A 16,271-nucleotide genomic window follows, 5' to 3' on the forward strand; every position below is an offset into this window, starting at 1 on the left:
GGGATGGGAGCGCGATTCGGCCGAGTGCAAACGGGGGTCGGGGGCCCGAAGAGCAAGCTGTGCCTGGTCTGCGGCCTGCGGGTGGCCCGGTTACTTTGACGGCATGGCCGAAAACAGGGCATCCGCGTATACAGAGGGCGTCCCCTGCTGGGTGGACGCGCAGCTCCCCGACGTCGAGGCCGGCAAGCGGTTCTACGGTGAGCTCTTCGGGTGGGACTTCGAGGAGGCGGGGCGGGGCGGCTCCGTGTGGGCGCGGCTGGACGGCGAGCCCGTCGCCGCGCTCGCGCGCAAGACGGACGGCCGGCTGCCCACCGTGTGGACGGTGTACTTCGCCGCCCCGGACGCCGAGGCGCTGGCCGCGCGGATCCGGGCCGCCGGCGGGCAGACGGTCACGCCCGCGCTGCCGGTGGACGACCTCGGCACGACCGTCCTCGTGGCCGACCCCGAGGGCGCTGTCTTCGGCCTGTGGCAGCCGGGCCGGCACGAGGGCTTCGGCCGGCGCCACGAGGTGGGCACGTTCGCCTGGGCGGAGCTGTACGCCCGCGACACGGTCGCCGTCAACGCCTTCTACGGCGGCCTCTTCCACGACGCCCTCTTCGGCCCCGGCGCCGAGCCCGACTTCGGCCGCGCGCCCGTCCTGGACGTCTTCCCGCCCGAGATGCCGCCCCACTTCCTCGTCCACTTCCGGGTCGGGGACTGCGCGGCGGCCCTCGCCGACGTGCACCGGCTCGGCGGCCGGACGCAGGTGCCACCCTTCGAGACGTCGTACGGAACGGTGGCCGTCGTCCTCGACAATCAGGGGGCGTCCTTCGCCCTGCTCCAGAGGTGAAGGCCGCCCTCCCGGGGTGAAACGGGGGGTTTGCGGCGGGACACCCCGATTCGTCGCCGGGTTCGCAACCAGTGCCCGGGACAGGAAGAATCGGGGTGCGTGCCGCCACGGCGGTGCGGTGGTGAGACGCTGCACTTCGGTCGCGTCCACAGGTGGGCGGCGCGGCGCGTACGGGGAGGTGGCAGGCAAGTGGTGGATCAGCTGACGCAGCACGATCCGCGGCGGATCGGGCCGTTCGAGGTGCTGGGACGGCTGGGTGCCGGCGGCATGGGGCTGGTCTATCTGGCGCGCTCGGCGTCGGGCCGGCGCGTGGCGATCAAGACGGTGCGCACGGAACTGGCCGAGGACCAGCTGTTCCGGGTCCGCTTCACGCGGGAGGTCGAGGCGGCACGGGCGGTCTCCGGCTTCTACACGGCCGCGGTCGTCGACGCCGACCCGCGCGCCGCCGTGCCGTGGCTGGCCACCGCCTACGTGCCCGCGCCCTCCCTCGAGGAGATAGTGAACGAGTGCGGGCCGCTCCCGGCCCAGGCGGTGCGCTGGCTCGCCGCCGGCGTCGCCGAGGCGCTGCAGTCCATCCACGGGGCCGGACTGGTGCACCGGGACCTGAAGCCCTCCAACGTCCTCGTCGTCGAGGACGGCCCCCGGGTGATCGACTTCGGCATCGCCTCCGGCGTCTCGAACACCCGTCTGACGATGACGAACGTCGCCGTCGGCACGCCCGCCTACATGTCGCCGGAGCAGGCGAAGGACTCCCGCAGCGTGACCGGCGCCAGCGACGTCTTCTCCCTCGGGTCCACCCTCGTCTTCGCGGCCACCGGCCACGCGCCCTTCCACGGCGCCAACCCGGTGGAGACGGTCTTCATGCTGCTGCGGGAGGGCCCGGACCTCGAAGGGCTGCCCGACGAACTGCGGCCGCTGATCGAGTCCTGCATGCAGATGGAGGCGTCGGCCCGGCCCACCCCGGCCGACCTCCAGGCCCAGCTCGCCCCGCACCTGTTCGGCTCCGGCTCCGACGACAGCGGCACCGCCTCGGCGTGGCTGCCCGAGCGGGCGGTGAGCCTGATCGAGGGCCGCCGCGGCGGCCGCCCCACCGGCCGGCCCGCCACCACCGGCCACCGCGGCGGCCGGGCCCCTGTGCCGCCGCCGCCGGCGCACGACCCCGTCGTCCCCGCGCCGCCCGTCCCGGCGCCGGCCGGCACGGGCCCGGTGCGGCTGGCCGGCGCCCCGGTGCCGATCGGTCCCGGTCCGCGCGTGGCCGACGCCCGCGCCGCCGCCGTCAAGGCGCCCCCTCCGGAGGCCGGCCTGGCCGCCTCATGGTCCAGGCCGCGCCCCGGCGTCAACGGCGTCGACGGTGCCGGCGCCGCCGCACCGCCGGTGCCGGCCGCGCCCCCGGAGGCCGCGTCCGGCTGGCGCCCCTGGCGCTTCCGCATGTCGAACGACGTGTGGGGGACCCCGTCCGTCGCCGACGACCTCGTCTACGTCACCTCCTTCGAGGTGCACGCCCTCGACGTGGCCACCGGCCGCCGCCGCTTCAAGACCCGCGACGTGGCCTGGTCGATGGCGGTCGCCGACGGCCGCGTCCACGCCTCCGACGGACCCACCCTGTTCGCCCTCGACGCCCGCGAGGGCGCCGACCTGTGGCGGCTCCAGACGGACGCCTGGGTCTACTCCCTCAAGGCCGACCGGGGCACGGTCGTCACCGGCACCCGCGGCGGCGGCGTCCAGGCCTGGGAGGCGGCCAACGGCCGGAAGCTGTGGGAGATCACCGGCGCCCAGGCCGACTTCGAGTCGCCGGAGGCCGGCCCCGCCGTCCACGACGGCACGGTGTACGTCTGGCAGGAGGCCCGGCTGCGCGCCCTGGACGCCCGCACCGGCGACGAGCGCTGGTCCTACCCGATCGGCGACGCGGCCTCCTGCGGCGGCGTCCCGGTCCGGCTGACCCCGGCCTCCGACGGCTACGTGTACGTCTCGGCGGGCACGCGCGTCCTCGCCCTGGACGTGGCGAGCGGCCGGGTGCGCTGGCACTTCGAGGCGCCCGCGGTCTTCCTGTGCCCGCCCGCCTTCGTGCCCGGCCCCGCCGTGACCGGCGGCGGGGTGTACCTCGCCGACTACCTCGGCACGGTCTACGCCCTGGACGCCACCGACGGCCGCGACCGCTGGCGCATCGCCACCGAGGCCCGGGCGGGGATCGACCCGGTGCTGGTCGCCGCGGGGCACGTGCACGTCGGCAGCGGCAAGGGTCTGTACACGCTGGACGCGGTCACGGGCACGCCCAAGTGGCGGTTCCAGGCGGGCGGCGAGATCGTCGGCTCCCCGGCGGTCGCCGAGGGCCGCATCCACTTCGGCTCCACCGACCACCTGCTGTACACCCTCAAGGCCGACGACGGCCGGCTGCGCTGGAAGCTCGCGACCGGCGGCGAGATCACCGGCTCCCCGGTGGTCCGGGACGGCGTCGTGTACGCGTGCAGCAAGGACCGCTGCGTCTACGCCCTGGACGCGGAGAAGGGCACGGGGACCGCGCGCACCGCGTGACGCGCCGGCGCCCCGCGGAGCGGGCGGGTGACGGCCGTCGTACGGGTTCACGGAAGGGCCCGGACGGCGGCCGTCGCTCTCGGACGGACGGCGGCCGGTCGCAAACCGGTCACCGTTCCCGCGCACGACGCTACTCCCTGTGCGCACCCCCCGCCAGGCGAGCCTTAGAGTGAGCCCATGAGGATACGGGGGCGGGGACTCAGGTTCACGGCGGTCCTGGCGGTCACGGTGCTCGCGCTGACGGGTTTCTCCCGGGGCCACGGGCACAGCGGCCGGCACGGCGGCGGCTCGGGCGGCGGGTGCAGCAGTTCCCGTCAGGACCACGACGGTTCGTCGTCGTACGGGTCCGGCGGCGGCAGCGGGGGGAGCAGCGGCAGCGGCTACGCGGGCAGCGGCGACAGCTACCCCACGAGCGACGCGGGCAGCGGCGGAAGCACGGCCGACAGCGACTCCACCAGCGGCGGGGGCACCGGCTACGGATCCACCCACCGCCGCCCCGCTCACACCCCCAGCGCTTCTTCATCCGGCCACGGCAGCGGCCTGAAGGACGCCACGGTGGAGCTGCTGAGCTGCCCGACCGGGACGCGGCCGTGGGCCGAGGCGGAGGTCACCAACCCCAACGGCCGCGAGGCGGACTTCCGGGTGGTGGTGCACTTCCTGGACGGGGCCTCCCTCCCCGTCGACGACGGCGTGACGGAGGTCGCGGTGGCCGCCGGCGGCACCAGGACCGCCATCATCCCCTTCGACGTCTCCCGCGTGTCCGGGTACGAGCACTGCGAGGCCGTACCGCGGGCCGAGCCGGTGGACTGACGGCCCGGCGGACACACGTCGACCGCGGCGGCTCCCCTCCGCGCCGCCGCGGTCGTGCCCCGTGTGAGGAAGGCCGGTCAGACGGGCTCGCCCGTCGCGTGGATGTTGTCCGTGCCGGCCTCGCCGGTGCCGTCGTCCGCCTTGAGCGGGTTCTCGGTGCTCAGCGGCTCACCGGTGGCGTGGATGTTGTCCGTGCGAAGGGTGTCCGCTTTCGCGTCGGTCGCGTGGATGTTCTCGGTGCTCAGGTCGTCGCTCATGACGGCTGCCTCCCCGTTCGGGCTCGGTTCACTGGTGCGGTGCCCGGCCGGCGACTCCCCCGTTGGGCCGCCGGCCGGGCCGCTCGGGCCGCTCACCCCAAGGCACGGCCCGAAGGTCGTCCGCCTGCCCCCCGACGCGGCGGTTCGACCACTTCAGAGTGGCGGACGGCGATAAACGAATGATGAACGCCCGCCGTGGGGGCCCGGAGCAGCGGGAATTCTCAGGCCACGGCCAGCGGGTCGAGCAGCGCGCGCACCGTCGCGGCCTCCGGGGCGTCCAGCGCCTCGAAGATGTCCAGCGACTCCCGCCAGCACACCTGTGCCCGGCCGGTCTGCCCGATGCCGTGCAGGGCGCGGCCGAGGACGACCAGCACGTTCCCCCGCCGCCAGGCGCCGCCGATGTCGCGCAGCACGCCCAGCGCCAGTTCCGCGTTCGCCGCCGCCCGCGCCGGGCGCTGCGCGGCCAGGTCCACCTCGGCCAGGCGGAACAGCGACATGCCCTCCCAGAGCTGCTGGCGGCTGTCCCGGAACACGGCCAGCGCCTCCTGGAGCCGGGCCGCGGCCTCCGCGGTCCGCCCGCTCTGCGTGAGGGCGAGCCCCAGCGCGTACCGGCCGTTGGCGCCCTTCAGGGCGTGGCCCATGGCGTCGTACATGTCGGTGCCCCGCTGGGCCAGGGACACGGCGCCGAGGGTGCGTCCGGTGGCCAGGTGGATGCGCGAGAGGTTGCACAGCGCGCTCGCCTCACCCGGGCGGTCCAGGCAGGCGCGGAAACCCTCGATGGCGCGGGTGAGGCGGGCCTCGCCGTCGGCGTAGCGGTTCTGGTAGAGGGCGATCACGCCGAGCGTGTTGTCGGCCCAGCAGGACGCCAGCGGGTCGGTGCCGGCGCTGAGCCGCGCGGCCTGCTCCGCGGCCTCGACGGCGAGGTCGAAACGCCCGGTGATGTGGTGCACGTACGCCACCATGATCAGGGCGCGGGCCTCCGCCCGGGCGTCCCCCGACCGCCGCGCGGCCTCGCGCAGCAGGGACGCGACGCCCTCGTACGCCTTGGAGTTCGTGCCGGACTCCGCCAGGTCCACGGACGCCCACAGTGTGTCGACGGCGCGCCTGAGGACCGCCGGGGCGGGGCCTGCCGCGGCGCTCGCGTCGTCCGCCCGCCGGGCGGACGACGCCGCGTCGCGGGCGTGGTCAGGGCGGGCCGGGCCGGCCGACTGGCGGACGCAGGCGAGCAGGGACACCGCCTCCGCGTACAGCCAGTCCTGCGCCCGGTGCCGGTCCGGGAAGGCCAGGCCCGGGTACCGGGTCCGCTCCAGGTGGTCCACCAGCCGGTCCCCGGGCCGCTCGATCGCGTACACGCCCGCCGCCGTGGCCAGGTAGAAGTCCAGCAGCCGGGACAGCGCCGCGCCGCGTTCGCCCGGCGGGTGCTCGTCCCGCTCCGCGCACGCCCGCGCGTACAGGCGGACCAGGTCGTGGAAGCGGTACCGGCCGGGTGCCGCCGACTCCAGCAGGGACGTGTCGACGAGGGACTCCAGCAGGTCCTCCGTCTCCTCCGCGGGCAGGTCGAGGACGGCCGCGGCCGCCGCGAGGGAGATGTCCGGGCCGTCCGCCAGGCCCAGCAGGCGGAACGCCCGGGCCTGGGCCGGCTCCAGTTGTCCGTAGCCGAGTTCGAAGGTGGCCTTCACGGCCAGGTCGCCGGCCTGGAGCTCGTCCAGGCGGCGCCGCTCGTCCGCCAGCTTCGCGACGAGGACCGAGACCGTCCAGGTCCGGCGGGCGGCCAGGCGGGAGGCCGCGATCCGGATCGCCAGCGGCAGGAAGCCGCACGCCGCCACCACGTCCAGGGCCGCCTCGCGCTCGGACGCGACCCGCTCCTCGCCGACGATCTTCGTGAACAGCGACAGCGCCTCCTCCGGCGACATCACGTCCAGGTCGACCAGGTGGGCGCCGGCCAGGTCGACCATGCGCACCCGGGACGTCACCAGGGCGGCGCAGCCGTCGGTGCCCGGCAGCAGCGGTCTGACCTGCGCCGCGTCCCGGGCGTTGTCCAGCAGGACCAGTACCCGGCGGCCGTCCAGCACCGAGCGGTACAGCGCCGCCCGTTCCTGGAGGGTCTCCGGGATCGCCGAGTCGGCCGTGCCCAGCGCCCGCAGGAAGGAGCCGAGGACCGTCTCCGGCTCGGCCGCCCGCGGGCCCGCGCCCTGCAGGTCGACGTAGAGCTGCCCGTCCGGGAAGGCCGCCCGCGCCTGGTGCGCCACGTGCACCGCCAGCGTCGTCTTGCCCACGCCCCCGATGCCGGCCAGCGCCGACACCGCCATCACACCGCCCTCCGCCGAGGCCAGCACGTCGCTCAGCTCGGACACGAAGGCGTCCCGGCCGGTGAAGTCCGGCACGGTCGCGGGCAGTTGCGCCGGGCGCACCGGCACGTGCGCCGGTTCGGCGACCGGCGCCGACGGCTCCGCGAGGGCCGGGTCCGCCCGGAGGATGCGCTGCTGCAGCTCGCGCAGCTCCGGGCGGGGGTCGACGCCCAGCTCGTCGGTGAGCAGCCGCCGGGTGTCGGCGTACACCGCGAGGGCCTCCGCCTGCCGGCCGCTGCGGTACAGCGCCAGCATCAGCAGTTCCCGCAGGCGCTCGCGCAGCGGGTGCGCCGCCGTCAGCGCCGTCAGCTCCGAGACGGCCTCCGCGTGGCGGCCCTGCTCCAGGTCCATGTCCAGCCGCGCCTCCAGCAGCTGGAGCCGCCACTCGTTCAGCCGTACGCGCTGGGCCTCCGCGTACGGGCCCGGCACCCCGGCCAGCGGCTCCCCGTCCCACAGGGCGAGCGCGCGGTCCAGCGCCTCGCGCGCCTCGGGCAGTTCCCCCGCCGCGCGCGCCCGGTCCGCCTCCGCGGCCAGTTGCCGCGCGACCGCCAGGTCCAGCGCGTCCTCGCCCGGTCCGCGCACGGCGTAGCCGCCCGACTCGCTCACCAGCACACCGGGGTCCAGCACCTTGCGCAGCCGGGAGGCGTACGTGCGCAGCGCGGCCAGCGCCTGGGACGGCGGCTCCTCGCCCCAGAGCGCGTCGATCAGCTCCGCGGCGGTCGCCGTACGGCCCTCGCGCAGCAGCAGCGCGGCCAGCAGGGCGCGCTGCTGGGGGGAGCCGGTGACCAGCGGCGCGTCGCCGCGCCAGGCGCGCACCGGGCCGAGCACGCCGAAGCGCAGCCGAGCCGGCTCCGCCGGCGACCCGGAACGCCGCTGCTCCGGTACTCGCGGTAGACCCTCCATGCCGTCCCCCTGGATATCCCGAACAACCACGTCAGTTTGCCTTGTTCAGGCGGGTTGCGTCAGCAGCCGGAGACGCCGGTCCCAAGGCGGCGCACCGCACGCACGGGGTCCCGACGGCGTGTCCGCACAGGTCCGGACGGGCTCCGGCGCCGCCGCGCACGGCACCGGGTGGATCGTGTGCGGTCCTTGTGCACGGCACGTGTGCACCGCGACGCCGTCCCGTCACCGCCCGGGCCGGCGCCGGAAGCCCACGCGAGCGGGCGTCGCCCCCGGTCGCCGCCGGCACCCTCACCTTCCGCGGGCAGTCGGCCCGTCGCCTCCCCGGGCGGAATCCCGGCCGACTGCCGTGGACAGCCGGGCCTCCCGCCGACGGCCCGCACCCCCGCCGCCCGGTCCCCGCACCCGCCACCCGGAGGACACCGGGCCGACCGGGGGAGGGCGGACCGGCCAGGCCCGTTGGCGCTGATCACCGCGATCGTATGCTCGAAGGATGACGACCTCCGCGACCTCCGGAACCGGCCCCACCGAGAACTCCCTGCGTCGCGCGCTCAAACGGGCCCGTGACGGCGTCGCGCTGGACGTGGCCGAGGCGGCCGTGCTCCTCCAGGCCCGCGGCGAGCACCTGGAGGACCTCGCCGCCTCCGCCGCCCGGGTGCGGGACGCGGGCCTTCAGGCAGCCGGCCGTCCCGGCGTCATCACCTACTCCAAGAGCGTCTTCGTCCCGCTGACCCGGCTGTGCCGGGACAAGTGCCACTACTGCACCTTCGTCACCGTGCCCGGCCGGCTGCGCCGCGCCGGCCACGGGATGTTCATGTCCCCCGACGAGGTCCTCGGCATCGCCCGCCGCGGTGCCGAACTCGGCTGCAAGGAAGCCCTGATCACCCTCGGCGACAAGCCCGAGGACCGCTGGCCCGAGGCGCGCGAGTGGCTCGACGCGCACGGCTACGACGACACCATCGCCTACGTCCGGGCCGTCTCGATCCGCATCCTGGAGGAGACCGGGCTGCTGCCCCACCTCAACCCCGGTGTCCTGACGTGGACCGACTTCCAGCGCCTGAAGCCGGTCGCCCCGTCGATGGGCATGATGCTGGAGACCACGGCCACCCGGCTGTGGTCCGAGCCGGGCGGCCCGCACTTCGGCTCCCCGGACAAGGAACCCGCCGTGCGGCTGCGGGTGCTGGAGGACGCCGGCCGCTCCTCCGTGCCCTTCACCTCCGGCATCCTCGTCGGCATCGGCGAGACGTACGAGGAGCGCGCCGAGTCGCTGTTCGCGCTGCGCCGGGTCTCCCGGGCCCACCACGGCATCCAGGAGCTGATCATCCAGAACTTCCGCGCCAAGCCGGACACGGCCATGCGCGGCATGCCCGACGCCGAACTGGACGACCTCGTCGCCACGGTCGCCGTCGCCCGGCACATCATGGGCCCGTCCGCCTGCCTGCAGGCCCCGCCCAACCTGGTGGACGCCGAGTACGAACGGCTCATCGGCGCCGGCATCGACGACTGGGGCGGCGTCTCCCCCCTCACCATCGACCACGTCAACCCCGAGCGCCCCTGGCCGCAGATCGAGCAGCTCGCCGAGCGGTCCCGGGCCGCCGGCTTCGAGCTGCGCGAACGGCTCTGCGTCTACCCGGAGTTCGTCACCCGCGGCGAGCCCTGGCTGGACCCGCGGCTGCTGCCGCACGTGCGCGCCCTCGCCGACCCGGAGACCGGCCTCGCCCGCGCGGACGCGGTCGTCGAGGGCCGCCCGTGGCAGGAGCCCGAGGAGGTCTTCCAGGCGTCGGGCCGCACCGACCTGCACCGCACCATCGACACCGAGGGACGCACCACCGACCGCCGCGACGACTTCGACGAGGTCTACGGCGACTGGGGCGCCCTGCGGGAGGCGGCCGCGCCCGGCATGGCGCCCGAGCGCATCGACACCGACGTACGGGCGGCCCTGCGCGCCGCCGCCGACGACCCGACCCGGCTGACCGACGAGGAGGCCCTCGCCCTCCTGCACGCCGACGGCCCGGCGCTCGACGCGCTGTGCCGGATCGCGGACGACGTGCGCCGGTCGGCGGTCGGCGACGACGTGACGTACATCGTCACGCGGAACATCAACTTCACCAACGTCTGCTACACCGGCTGCCGCTTCTGCGCCTTCGCCCAGCGCCGCACGGACGCCGACGCCTACACGCTCTCCCTGGAGCAGGTCGCCGACCGCGCCCAGCAGGCCTGGGACGTGGGCGCGGTGGAGGTCTGCATGCAGGGCGGCATCCACCCCGACCTGCCGGGCACGGCGTACTTCGACATCGCCAGGGCGGTCAAGGAGCGCGTGCCCGGCATGCACGTGCACGCCTTCTCGCCGATGGAGGTCGTCAACGGCGCGACGCGGACGGGGATGTCCGTGCGCGAGTGGCTCACGGCGGCCCGGGAGGCCGGCCTGGACACCATCCCGGGCACGGCCGCCGAGATCCTCGACGACGAGGTCCGCTGGGTGCTGACCAAGGGCAAGCTGCCCACGGCCACCTGGATCGAGGTCGTCACGACGGCGCACGAGCTGGGCATCCGCTCCAGCTCGACGATGATGTACGGCCACGTCGACCAGCCCCGCCACTGGCTCGGCCACCTGCGCACCCTGGCCCGCGTCCAGGAGCGGACCGGCGGCTTCACCGAGTTCGTGACCCTGCCCTTCGTCCACACCAACGCGCCCGTCTACCTGGCGGGCATCGCCCGGCCGGGCCCGACCATGCGCGACAACCGGGCGGTGACGGCGATGGCCCGTCTGCTCCTGCACCCGCACATCCCCAACATCCAGACCAGCTGGGTGAAGCTGGGCACCGAGGGCGCGGCCGAGATGCTCCGCTCCGGCGCGAACGACCTCGGCGGCACGCTGATGGAGGAGACCATCTCCCGGATGGCCGGCTCGTCGTACGGCTCGTACAAGTCGGTCAAGGACCTGGTCGCGGTGGCCGAGGCGGCGGGCCGCCCGGCGAAGCCGCGGACCACGCTCTACGGCGAGGTGCCCGAGGAACGGCAGCGGGCCGCGGCGGCGTCGGACGGCCACCTGCCGGAGCTGCTGCCGGTGCTGGACTGACTCCGGGGGCCGGACCGGCGAGCGGCGTGCGGGCGGTCCGCGGGCGGTCGGCGCACGGGGGCTGCGCAGCCGACGGACGGGACGCTCACAGTACGATGATCCGACCCCCGGCGGAGGGGCCGAACAGCTGAGGAGATGCGTGCCCGTGCCTGCCCGAATACCTTCGTGGGCCTGGGTCAGCGGTCTGACCTTCGGGGCGGTCGCCGCGGTCGCCGTTCTGGCGGTGCAGGCCGACGCCGGACCGCATCCCACGGCGGCGGGCGAGCCGAAGCCGTCGGCGTCCGCGAGCGCGCGCCCCCACCCGAAGCCGTCCGCGCCTCCCGCGGTGCCCGCCGGCTCCGGCGCCGGGCGGCGGGTCGTCTACTCCCTGGGCCAGCACCGGGTGTGGCTGGTGGACGCGAGCGACGCCGCCCTGCGCACCTTCGTCGTCTGGCCGGGCACGGTGAGCCCCGACCCCGGCACCTACCCGGTCTCCAACCGGCGCGACGCGACGACCGGCTCCGACGGTGTGGAGATCGAGCACATCGTGTACTTCGCCGCCAAGTCCGGCCTGTCGATCGCGTTCTCCAACGCCGTCGACGGCGCCTCGCCGCCGGCCCCCGCCGCGGGCACGCAGACCAGCGGCATCCGCATGCCCAAGGCCGACGGGACGGCCCTGTGGACGTTCGCGACCGAGGGCACGCCGGTCACCGTGGTGAAGTGACGGCGCCGCCTCGGGCGGGCCCGGGCGGGCCGAGGCGGATCCGTCGGCCTCAGGCGGAGTGGCCGGTGAAGCGGACGAACGCCGTCCAGGAGGCGTCGGTGAACGCCAGACGGGCGCCGTCGCGGTCCTTGGAGTCGCGGACGTGGACGGTGGCGGGTGAGGGGGATATGGCGACCTCGACGCACTCGGGGCCGTCATTGCTGCTGTAGCTGCTCCTGAACCACTTCAGCGCGGAACCGTTCGCGGAGGTCATGTCTCTTCTCCCATGACTTTCTCGATGAAGGCCAGCGACTCCCGGGGCGGGAGAGCCTGCGCCCGGATCATTCCATAGCGCATTTCCATGATCTGCACCTCCCGAGGGTCGCTGATCACGCGGTTGTGGAGCTGGGCCTCCGAGTGCCCCAGTGTCTTCCCGCCCCGGAGTTTCAGCACCTGGAGCGAGCCACCCATGCCCGCGTGGTCCTCACGGTCCGTGGGCATCACCTGGATCGCGACGTGCCGCAACCGGCCGACTTCCAGGAGGTGTTCGAGCTGCCGCCGTAGTACCGCCCTCCCCCCGATCGGCCGCCGCAGCGTCACCTCCTCCTGAACGAAGGTGACCAGCGGCCGGGGCACCCGCTCGAAGACCGCCTTCCGTGCCGTTCGCGCGGCGACGTGCCGCTCGATCTCGTCCTCGGTGTACGCGGGCCGTCGCATGGCGTACAGCGCCTGGGCGTACTCCGCAGTCTGCAGCAGGCCGTGAATCTGGTGGCTGGCGTAGGCCCCCAACTCCACCGCCTCGTCCTCCAGCTTGGCCAGGTCCCGGACCTTCTTCGGATACCGCGCCCGCTCCACGTCCTCCTTCATCGCGGAGAGCTTGCCGCCCGCGCCGAGCACCTCGTCGGCCCTGTCGAGGAAGTCGGGCTTGGGGATCCTGCGCCCGCGCTCCACCGACGAGACCATCTCGTCGCCGTAGCCGATCGCGGCCCCGAGTTCGGCCTGCTTCAGCCCGGCCGCCTCCCGCCACATCCTGATCTGCCGGCCCACCGTCCTGAGGACGACCTCGGTCTCCTCGTCCTCCATGTCCTGCCCTCCCGACGACGCACGGGCGGGCGACTGCGCCGCGCGCCCGTGCCGTCACGTTGCGTACTGTGGTGACGGCTGTTCAGCGTAGGGACGCACGACGACTCCCGGTGACACGAGCCGGAAATTGACCCCTTGGGTGGGCGTGGTCGGACGGCCGACCGCTGCTGCCCGGACCGTTCCGATGAGGTCTCCGAACAGACCGTTCCCGTTCGATTACAGTGCTGAACTGGCGTACGTGCGGACGGTGCCGTGAGGAGGACTGGGTGGGTACGACGTCCGGTGCCGTCTGGGGCCGTACCGAACAGCAGGACTTCCGCAGCCGGGTGCGCGGCACGCTGCTGGGGGTGGCCCTCGGGGACGCCCTGGCGGCGCCGGTGGACCGGCTGGACCTCGCCGCCATCCGCGAGGCGTACGGGGCGGAGGGGCTGGCGGACCTGGCCCCCGCCTACGGGCGCCGCGGTGCCGTCACGCACCTCACGCAGCTCACCCTGTTCTCCGTCGACGGCCTGATACGGGCCCAGGTGCGCCGGGACAGCGGAGCCTGGCACCCGCCGACCGACCTGCACCGGGCCTACCTCCGCTGGGCCGCGACCCAGCGGGACTGGGGGCCCGACGAGCGTCGCAAGGAGGACGGCTGGCTGGCCCGCGAGGAGTGGCTCTACGCCCGCCGCGACCCGGCCCGGACCCTGCTGCTCGGCCTCGGGGACGAGACGATGGGCACGCTGGACGTGCCGAAGAACCCGGGCGCCCCGGGCCCGGAGGCGGCGGCCCGCTCCGCCCCGTTCGGCCTGCTCGTCGGCTGGGAGCCGCACCTGGTGGTGCAGCTCGCCGTGGAGTGCGCGGCGCAGACCCACGGCCATCCCGTCGCCTGCCTGGCCGCGGGCGCGTACGCGGTGATCGTGCACGCCCTGGCCCGCGGGGACGGCCTCGACGGCGCCGTGCAGAAGGCGCTGGCGCTGCTGGCCGTGCGGCCCGGCCACCAGCCGGTGTCGGAGGCGCTCCGGCAGGCGCTGGGCGCGGTCCGGCAGGGCATGCCGGGCCCGGCCCGGGTGGAGGAGCTGGCGGGGGAGGGGAGCGCGGCGGGCCTGCTGGCCGTCGCCGTGTACTGCGCGCTGGTCGGCGAGGACGTGCGGCACGGCCTGCGCCTGGCGGTGAACCAGAGCGGGCCGTCGGGCGCGGCGGGCGCCCTCACCGGCGGGCTGCTGGGCGCCCTGCACGGCGAAACGGCCCTCCCGCCGGCCTGGCTGGCCGAACTGGAGGGCCGTTCCACGATGCTGCTCCTCGCGGACGACTTCGCCATGGAGATGACCCAGGGCCCCGCGCTGCACAGCCCGGCGGCGTCGTCCCCGGGCTGGCTGGCCCGCTATCCGCGGGCGACCTGAGGCGGGCGGGAGGGCGTTCAGTCCTTCGCCGTCAGCCCCACCACGTCGTCTCCCGGCGCGGCCGGGGCGGGCACGCCGCCGCCGAGTCGTCGTCCGTGTTGACCCGCTCGATGACCGCCGGCCGCAAGGGGGTGTGTGGAGAGGGAGACACGCTCATGCCCGCCCGCGCCGGTCCGGGCGGGGGCGGGCATGGCCGAGCCCCCTCGGCAAGGACGGCGGACTCGTCGAGAGGGCTCTTGGTGTGATGACTGTGAAGTTGTGGATCGAGCCCCTGCCGGCCGGCCCTGAGGCCGACCGGGGGCCGTGCCGGTGGGTCGCGCCGGGCCGGGCACGACGGCCGTGCCGCGCGGGACCGTGGCCCCGGCGCGGGGGCGACGGGGCCCTCGGCCTCAGACCCTGATCGACGTCACGAACGCGTTCCACGCGTCGGCGGGGAAGGCCAGCACAGGGCCCTCGGGAACCTTGGAGTCCCGGACCGCCATGGCCGCGACCACCGGGGACTTGACCTCGACGCATGCGCCGTTGCCCGTGGAGTACGAGGACTTGGTCCACGTGTCCGTGGCGCCCTGACGAATTGCCATTTCCGCTCCGCATTGCCAGTTGTTGAGTTGCTGTCACCGCACGACGCGTTCGGCTGGAACCCACAGCGCGGTTTGCGCCAACGTTCTTGCTCGATGGCGTGATCGACGCTACTCGCCAACTCCGACCTGCGAAGAGACGATTCACTCGACCGGATGGCATATTCCAAAGCGGTCTTCCGCCCCGGGTCGGCGACGGTGTACTGTGCGGCACCCTGCCGCCGGAACCCGGCACTTCCTCCTCGAACGCCCGCCGCGGAGCCGGCCGTTCAGCGGTCCGCGTAGTCCTTCGCGATCCGGTCGATGAACTGGCGCGACTGCTCCACGTTCAGGGCCTGCGCCCGCAGGTGCTCGTACATCACGCTGTACTTCTGGACGTCGTTCGCCTTCTCCAGGTACAGGTCGCTGGTGACACCCTCGATGTAGACGACGCTGGAGTCGGCCGCGTCCGGGAACTCCAGGATGGCGTACTGGCCGTTGAGACCCGGGTGCGCGCCCATGTCGAACGGGATGACCTGCACGGTGACGTGCGGCCGCTGCGACTGCTCGACGAGGTGCTCCAGCTGCTCCCGCATCAGGGCGCGGTTGCCGACCACGCGCCGCAGCGCGGCCTCGTCCAGGACGGTCCAGAGGCGCAGCGGGTTCTCGGCGGCGGAGATTCGTTCCTGCCGCCGCATCCGGACCTGCACGCGCTTCTCGATGTCCGCGGCCGCCGTCTCCGGCAGCGCCCCCGCGATCAGCGCCTCCGCGTACTGGCGGGTCTGCAGCAGGCCGGGGACGACCTGCGGGTCGTACACCCGCAGGCTGGCCGCGTCCGTCTCCAGGCCGATGTAGACGCTGTAGGGGATGTCGCCGAAGGAGTGCCACCAGCCCTGCTGGCGCGAGTCCTTCGCCATCTGCATCAGCGACTCCACGACCCGGTGGTCCTCCACCTCGTAGACCCCGCACAGGTCGCGCACGTCGCGCTGGCTGATGCTGCGCCGGCCGTTCTCGAGGCGGCTGATCTTCGACTGCGACACCAGCAGCCGCTCGGCCACCTCCTCGGCCGTCATGCCCTTGAGCTCGCGGAGCCTGCGCAACTCCTGGCCCAGCCGGCGTCGCCTGACGGTGGGATTGACATTGGACGCCACGGGACGTCACCTCCGGCTGCGTGCCTCTACTTTGCGTATCTGCTGGTGAGCAGATTGCCACCAGAGTGCTTCCTGGCGCTGGGAAACGCCGGATATGCGCCGGGTGACCGGCGGTTCCCGGGTCCTGGGCACGGCCCCGGGCCGTCCCGGGATACACGGTGACCGGGCTGCCCCGGTCCGCCATGGCCGGGCCGCCTTGTGCGCCGCCCGCGCGGCCGGCCGCGTAGGCCGCGCGCCCGGCCCCCAAGGTCCACGGGCTGCATGCACGGCCGGAGGCCTGTCGTGTACCGCGCGCGGTCTCCGGCTTGTTTGGGGGCGCGCAGGGCCCACGCGTCCGTTCGGGGGCGCGCAGGGCCAGGGCGTCGCGCTCCGTGCGCGGCGCACGGCCGCAGCTTGGTAGCGCGCGCGGCGCAGAACCGAAGCCTCGTCGCGTGCCGCGCATGGCCGGGGGCTTCCGCGCCGCGTACGGCCGAGGGTCGGTTCGCTGCCCGTACGGCCGGGACCGGTTCCGTGCCGCGTACGGCCGGGACTCCGTCCCGTGTCGCGCACGCGTACGGCCGGGCGGGGTGGCGAGACCCCGGGGTCTCGCTGAGCACCGTGGGCAGCATGTACTGGTTCCACTGCCCCAGGAAGTTGAAGATCCCCACGCTGATCAGGC

At 74.6% G+C, this 16,271-nt stretch carries 12 protein-coding genes; 6 read left to right on the plus strand and 6 right to left on the minus strand.

Annotation, left to right across the window (positions count from 1 at the left end; genetic code table 11):
• Positions 1 to 103 precede the first annotated feature (103 nt).
• From ABZ920_RS08870 to ABZ920_RS08880, 3 genes are all read left to right on the plus strand, one after another.
• Positions 104 to 829 carry a VOC family protein gene (locus ABZ920_RS08870; RefSeq protein ID WP_361500393.1) on the plus strand — a complete coding sequence of 242 codons (726 nt, stop codon included), beginning with the start codon at positions 104 to 106 and terminating at the stop codon, positions 827 to 829.
• Positions 830 to 1,018: 189 nt separating this feature from the next.
• Positions 1,019 to 3,361 carry a PQQ-binding-like beta-propeller repeat protein gene (locus tag ABZ920_RS08875; protein ID WP_361500396.1) on the plus strand — a complete coding sequence of 781 codons (2,343 nt, stop codon included), beginning with the start codon at positions 1,019 to 1,021 and terminating at the stop codon, positions 3,359 to 3,361.
• A gap of 177 nt (positions 3,362 to 3,538) precedes the next feature.
• On the plus strand, positions 3,539 to 4,171 hold the full coding sequence (locus ABZ920_RS08880) for a hypothetical protein (protein ID WP_361500399.1): 633 nt from the start codon (positions 3,539 to 3,541) through the stop codon (positions 4,169 to 4,171).
• 77 nt (positions 4,172 to 4,248) lie between these two features.
• On the opposite strand, the gene ABZ920_RS08885 is transcribed toward ABZ920_RS08880, so the two are convergent.
• On the minus strand, positions 4,249 to 4,428 hold the full coding sequence (locus ABZ920_RS08885; RefSeq protein ID WP_361500402.1) for a hypothetical protein: 180 nt from the start codon (positions 4,426 to 4,428) through the stop codon (positions 4,249 to 4,251).
• A 221-nt stretch (positions 4,429 to 4,649) separates the two neighbouring features.
• Positions 4,650 to 7,679: a BTAD domain-containing putative transcriptional regulator gene (locus tag ABZ920_RS08890; RefSeq protein WP_361500405.1), complete on the minus strand. Its 3,030-nt coding sequence runs from the start codon at positions 7,677 to 7,679 to the stop codon at positions 4,650 to 4,652.
• A 490-nt stretch (positions 7,680 to 8,169) separates the two neighbouring features.
• On the opposite strand from ABZ920_RS08890, the gene ABZ920_RS08895 reads away from it, so the two are divergent.
• Positions 8,170 to 10,755, plus strand: a complete 2,586-nt coding sequence (locus ABZ920_RS08895) for a bifunctional FO biosynthesis protein CofGH (RefSeq protein WP_361500407.1) — start codon at positions 8,170 to 8,172, stop codon at positions 10,753 to 10,755.
• A gap of 145 nt (positions 10,756 to 10,900) precedes the next feature.
• On the plus strand, positions 10,901 to 11,458 hold the full coding sequence (locus ABZ920_RS08900) for a L,D-transpeptidase (RefSeq protein WP_361500410.1): 558 nt from the start codon (positions 10,901 to 10,903) through the stop codon (positions 11,456 to 11,458).
• A 49-nt stretch (positions 11,459 to 11,507) separates the two neighbouring features.
• Here the strand turns inward: ABZ920_RS08900 and ABZ920_RS08905 are convergent, their stop codons facing one another.
• Together ABZ920_RS08905 and ABZ920_RS08910 are read right to left on the minus strand one after the other, a co-directional pair.
• Positions 11,508 to 11,711 (minus strand): DUF397 domain-containing protein, encoded by a 204-nt coding sequence (locus ABZ920_RS08905; RefSeq protein ID WP_361500413.1) that lies wholly within the window; start codon positions 11,709 to 11,711, stop codon positions 11,508 to 11,510.
• A complete protein-coding gene (locus ABZ920_RS08910; protein WP_361500415.1) occupies positions 11,708 to 12,520 on the minus strand; it encodes a helix-turn-helix transcriptional regulator in 813 nt (270 codons plus the stop codon). The genes ABZ920_RS08905 and ABZ920_RS08910 overlap by 4 nt, the downstream gene beginning before the upstream one ends.
• Positions 12,521 to 12,786: 266 nt before the next feature.
• Between ABZ920_RS08910 and ABZ920_RS08915 the strand changes: the two genes are divergently transcribed.
• Positions 12,787 to 13,905 carry an ADP-ribosylglycohydrolase family protein gene (locus tag ABZ920_RS08915; RefSeq protein ID WP_361500418.1) on the plus strand — a complete coding sequence of 373 codons (1,119 nt, stop codon included), beginning with the start codon at positions 12,787 to 12,789 and terminating at the stop codon, positions 13,903 to 13,905.
• A 389-nt stretch (positions 13,906 to 14,294) separates the two neighbouring features.
• Here the strand turns inward: ABZ920_RS08915 and ABZ920_RS08920 are convergent, their stop codons facing one another.
• Positions 14,295 to 14,486, minus strand: coding sequence for a DUF397 domain-containing protein (locus ABZ920_RS08920; RefSeq protein WP_361500421.1), 192 nt, complete (start codon positions 14,484 to 14,486; stop codon positions 14,295 to 14,297).
• Positions 14,487 to 14,752: 266 nt separating this feature from the next.
• Complete coding sequence (locus ABZ920_RS08925) at positions 14,753 to 15,613, minus strand: helix-turn-helix transcriptional regulator (RefSeq protein WP_361500423.1); 861 nt, start codon at positions 15,611 to 15,613, stop codon at positions 14,753 to 14,755.
• Positions 15,614 to 16,271: the final 658 nt, after the last annotated feature.

It is taken from the genome of Streptomyces sp. NPDC046831 (genome assembly GCF_040645305.1).
GTDB lineage: Bacteria > Actinomycetota > Actinomycetes > Streptomycetales > Streptomycetaceae > Streptomyces.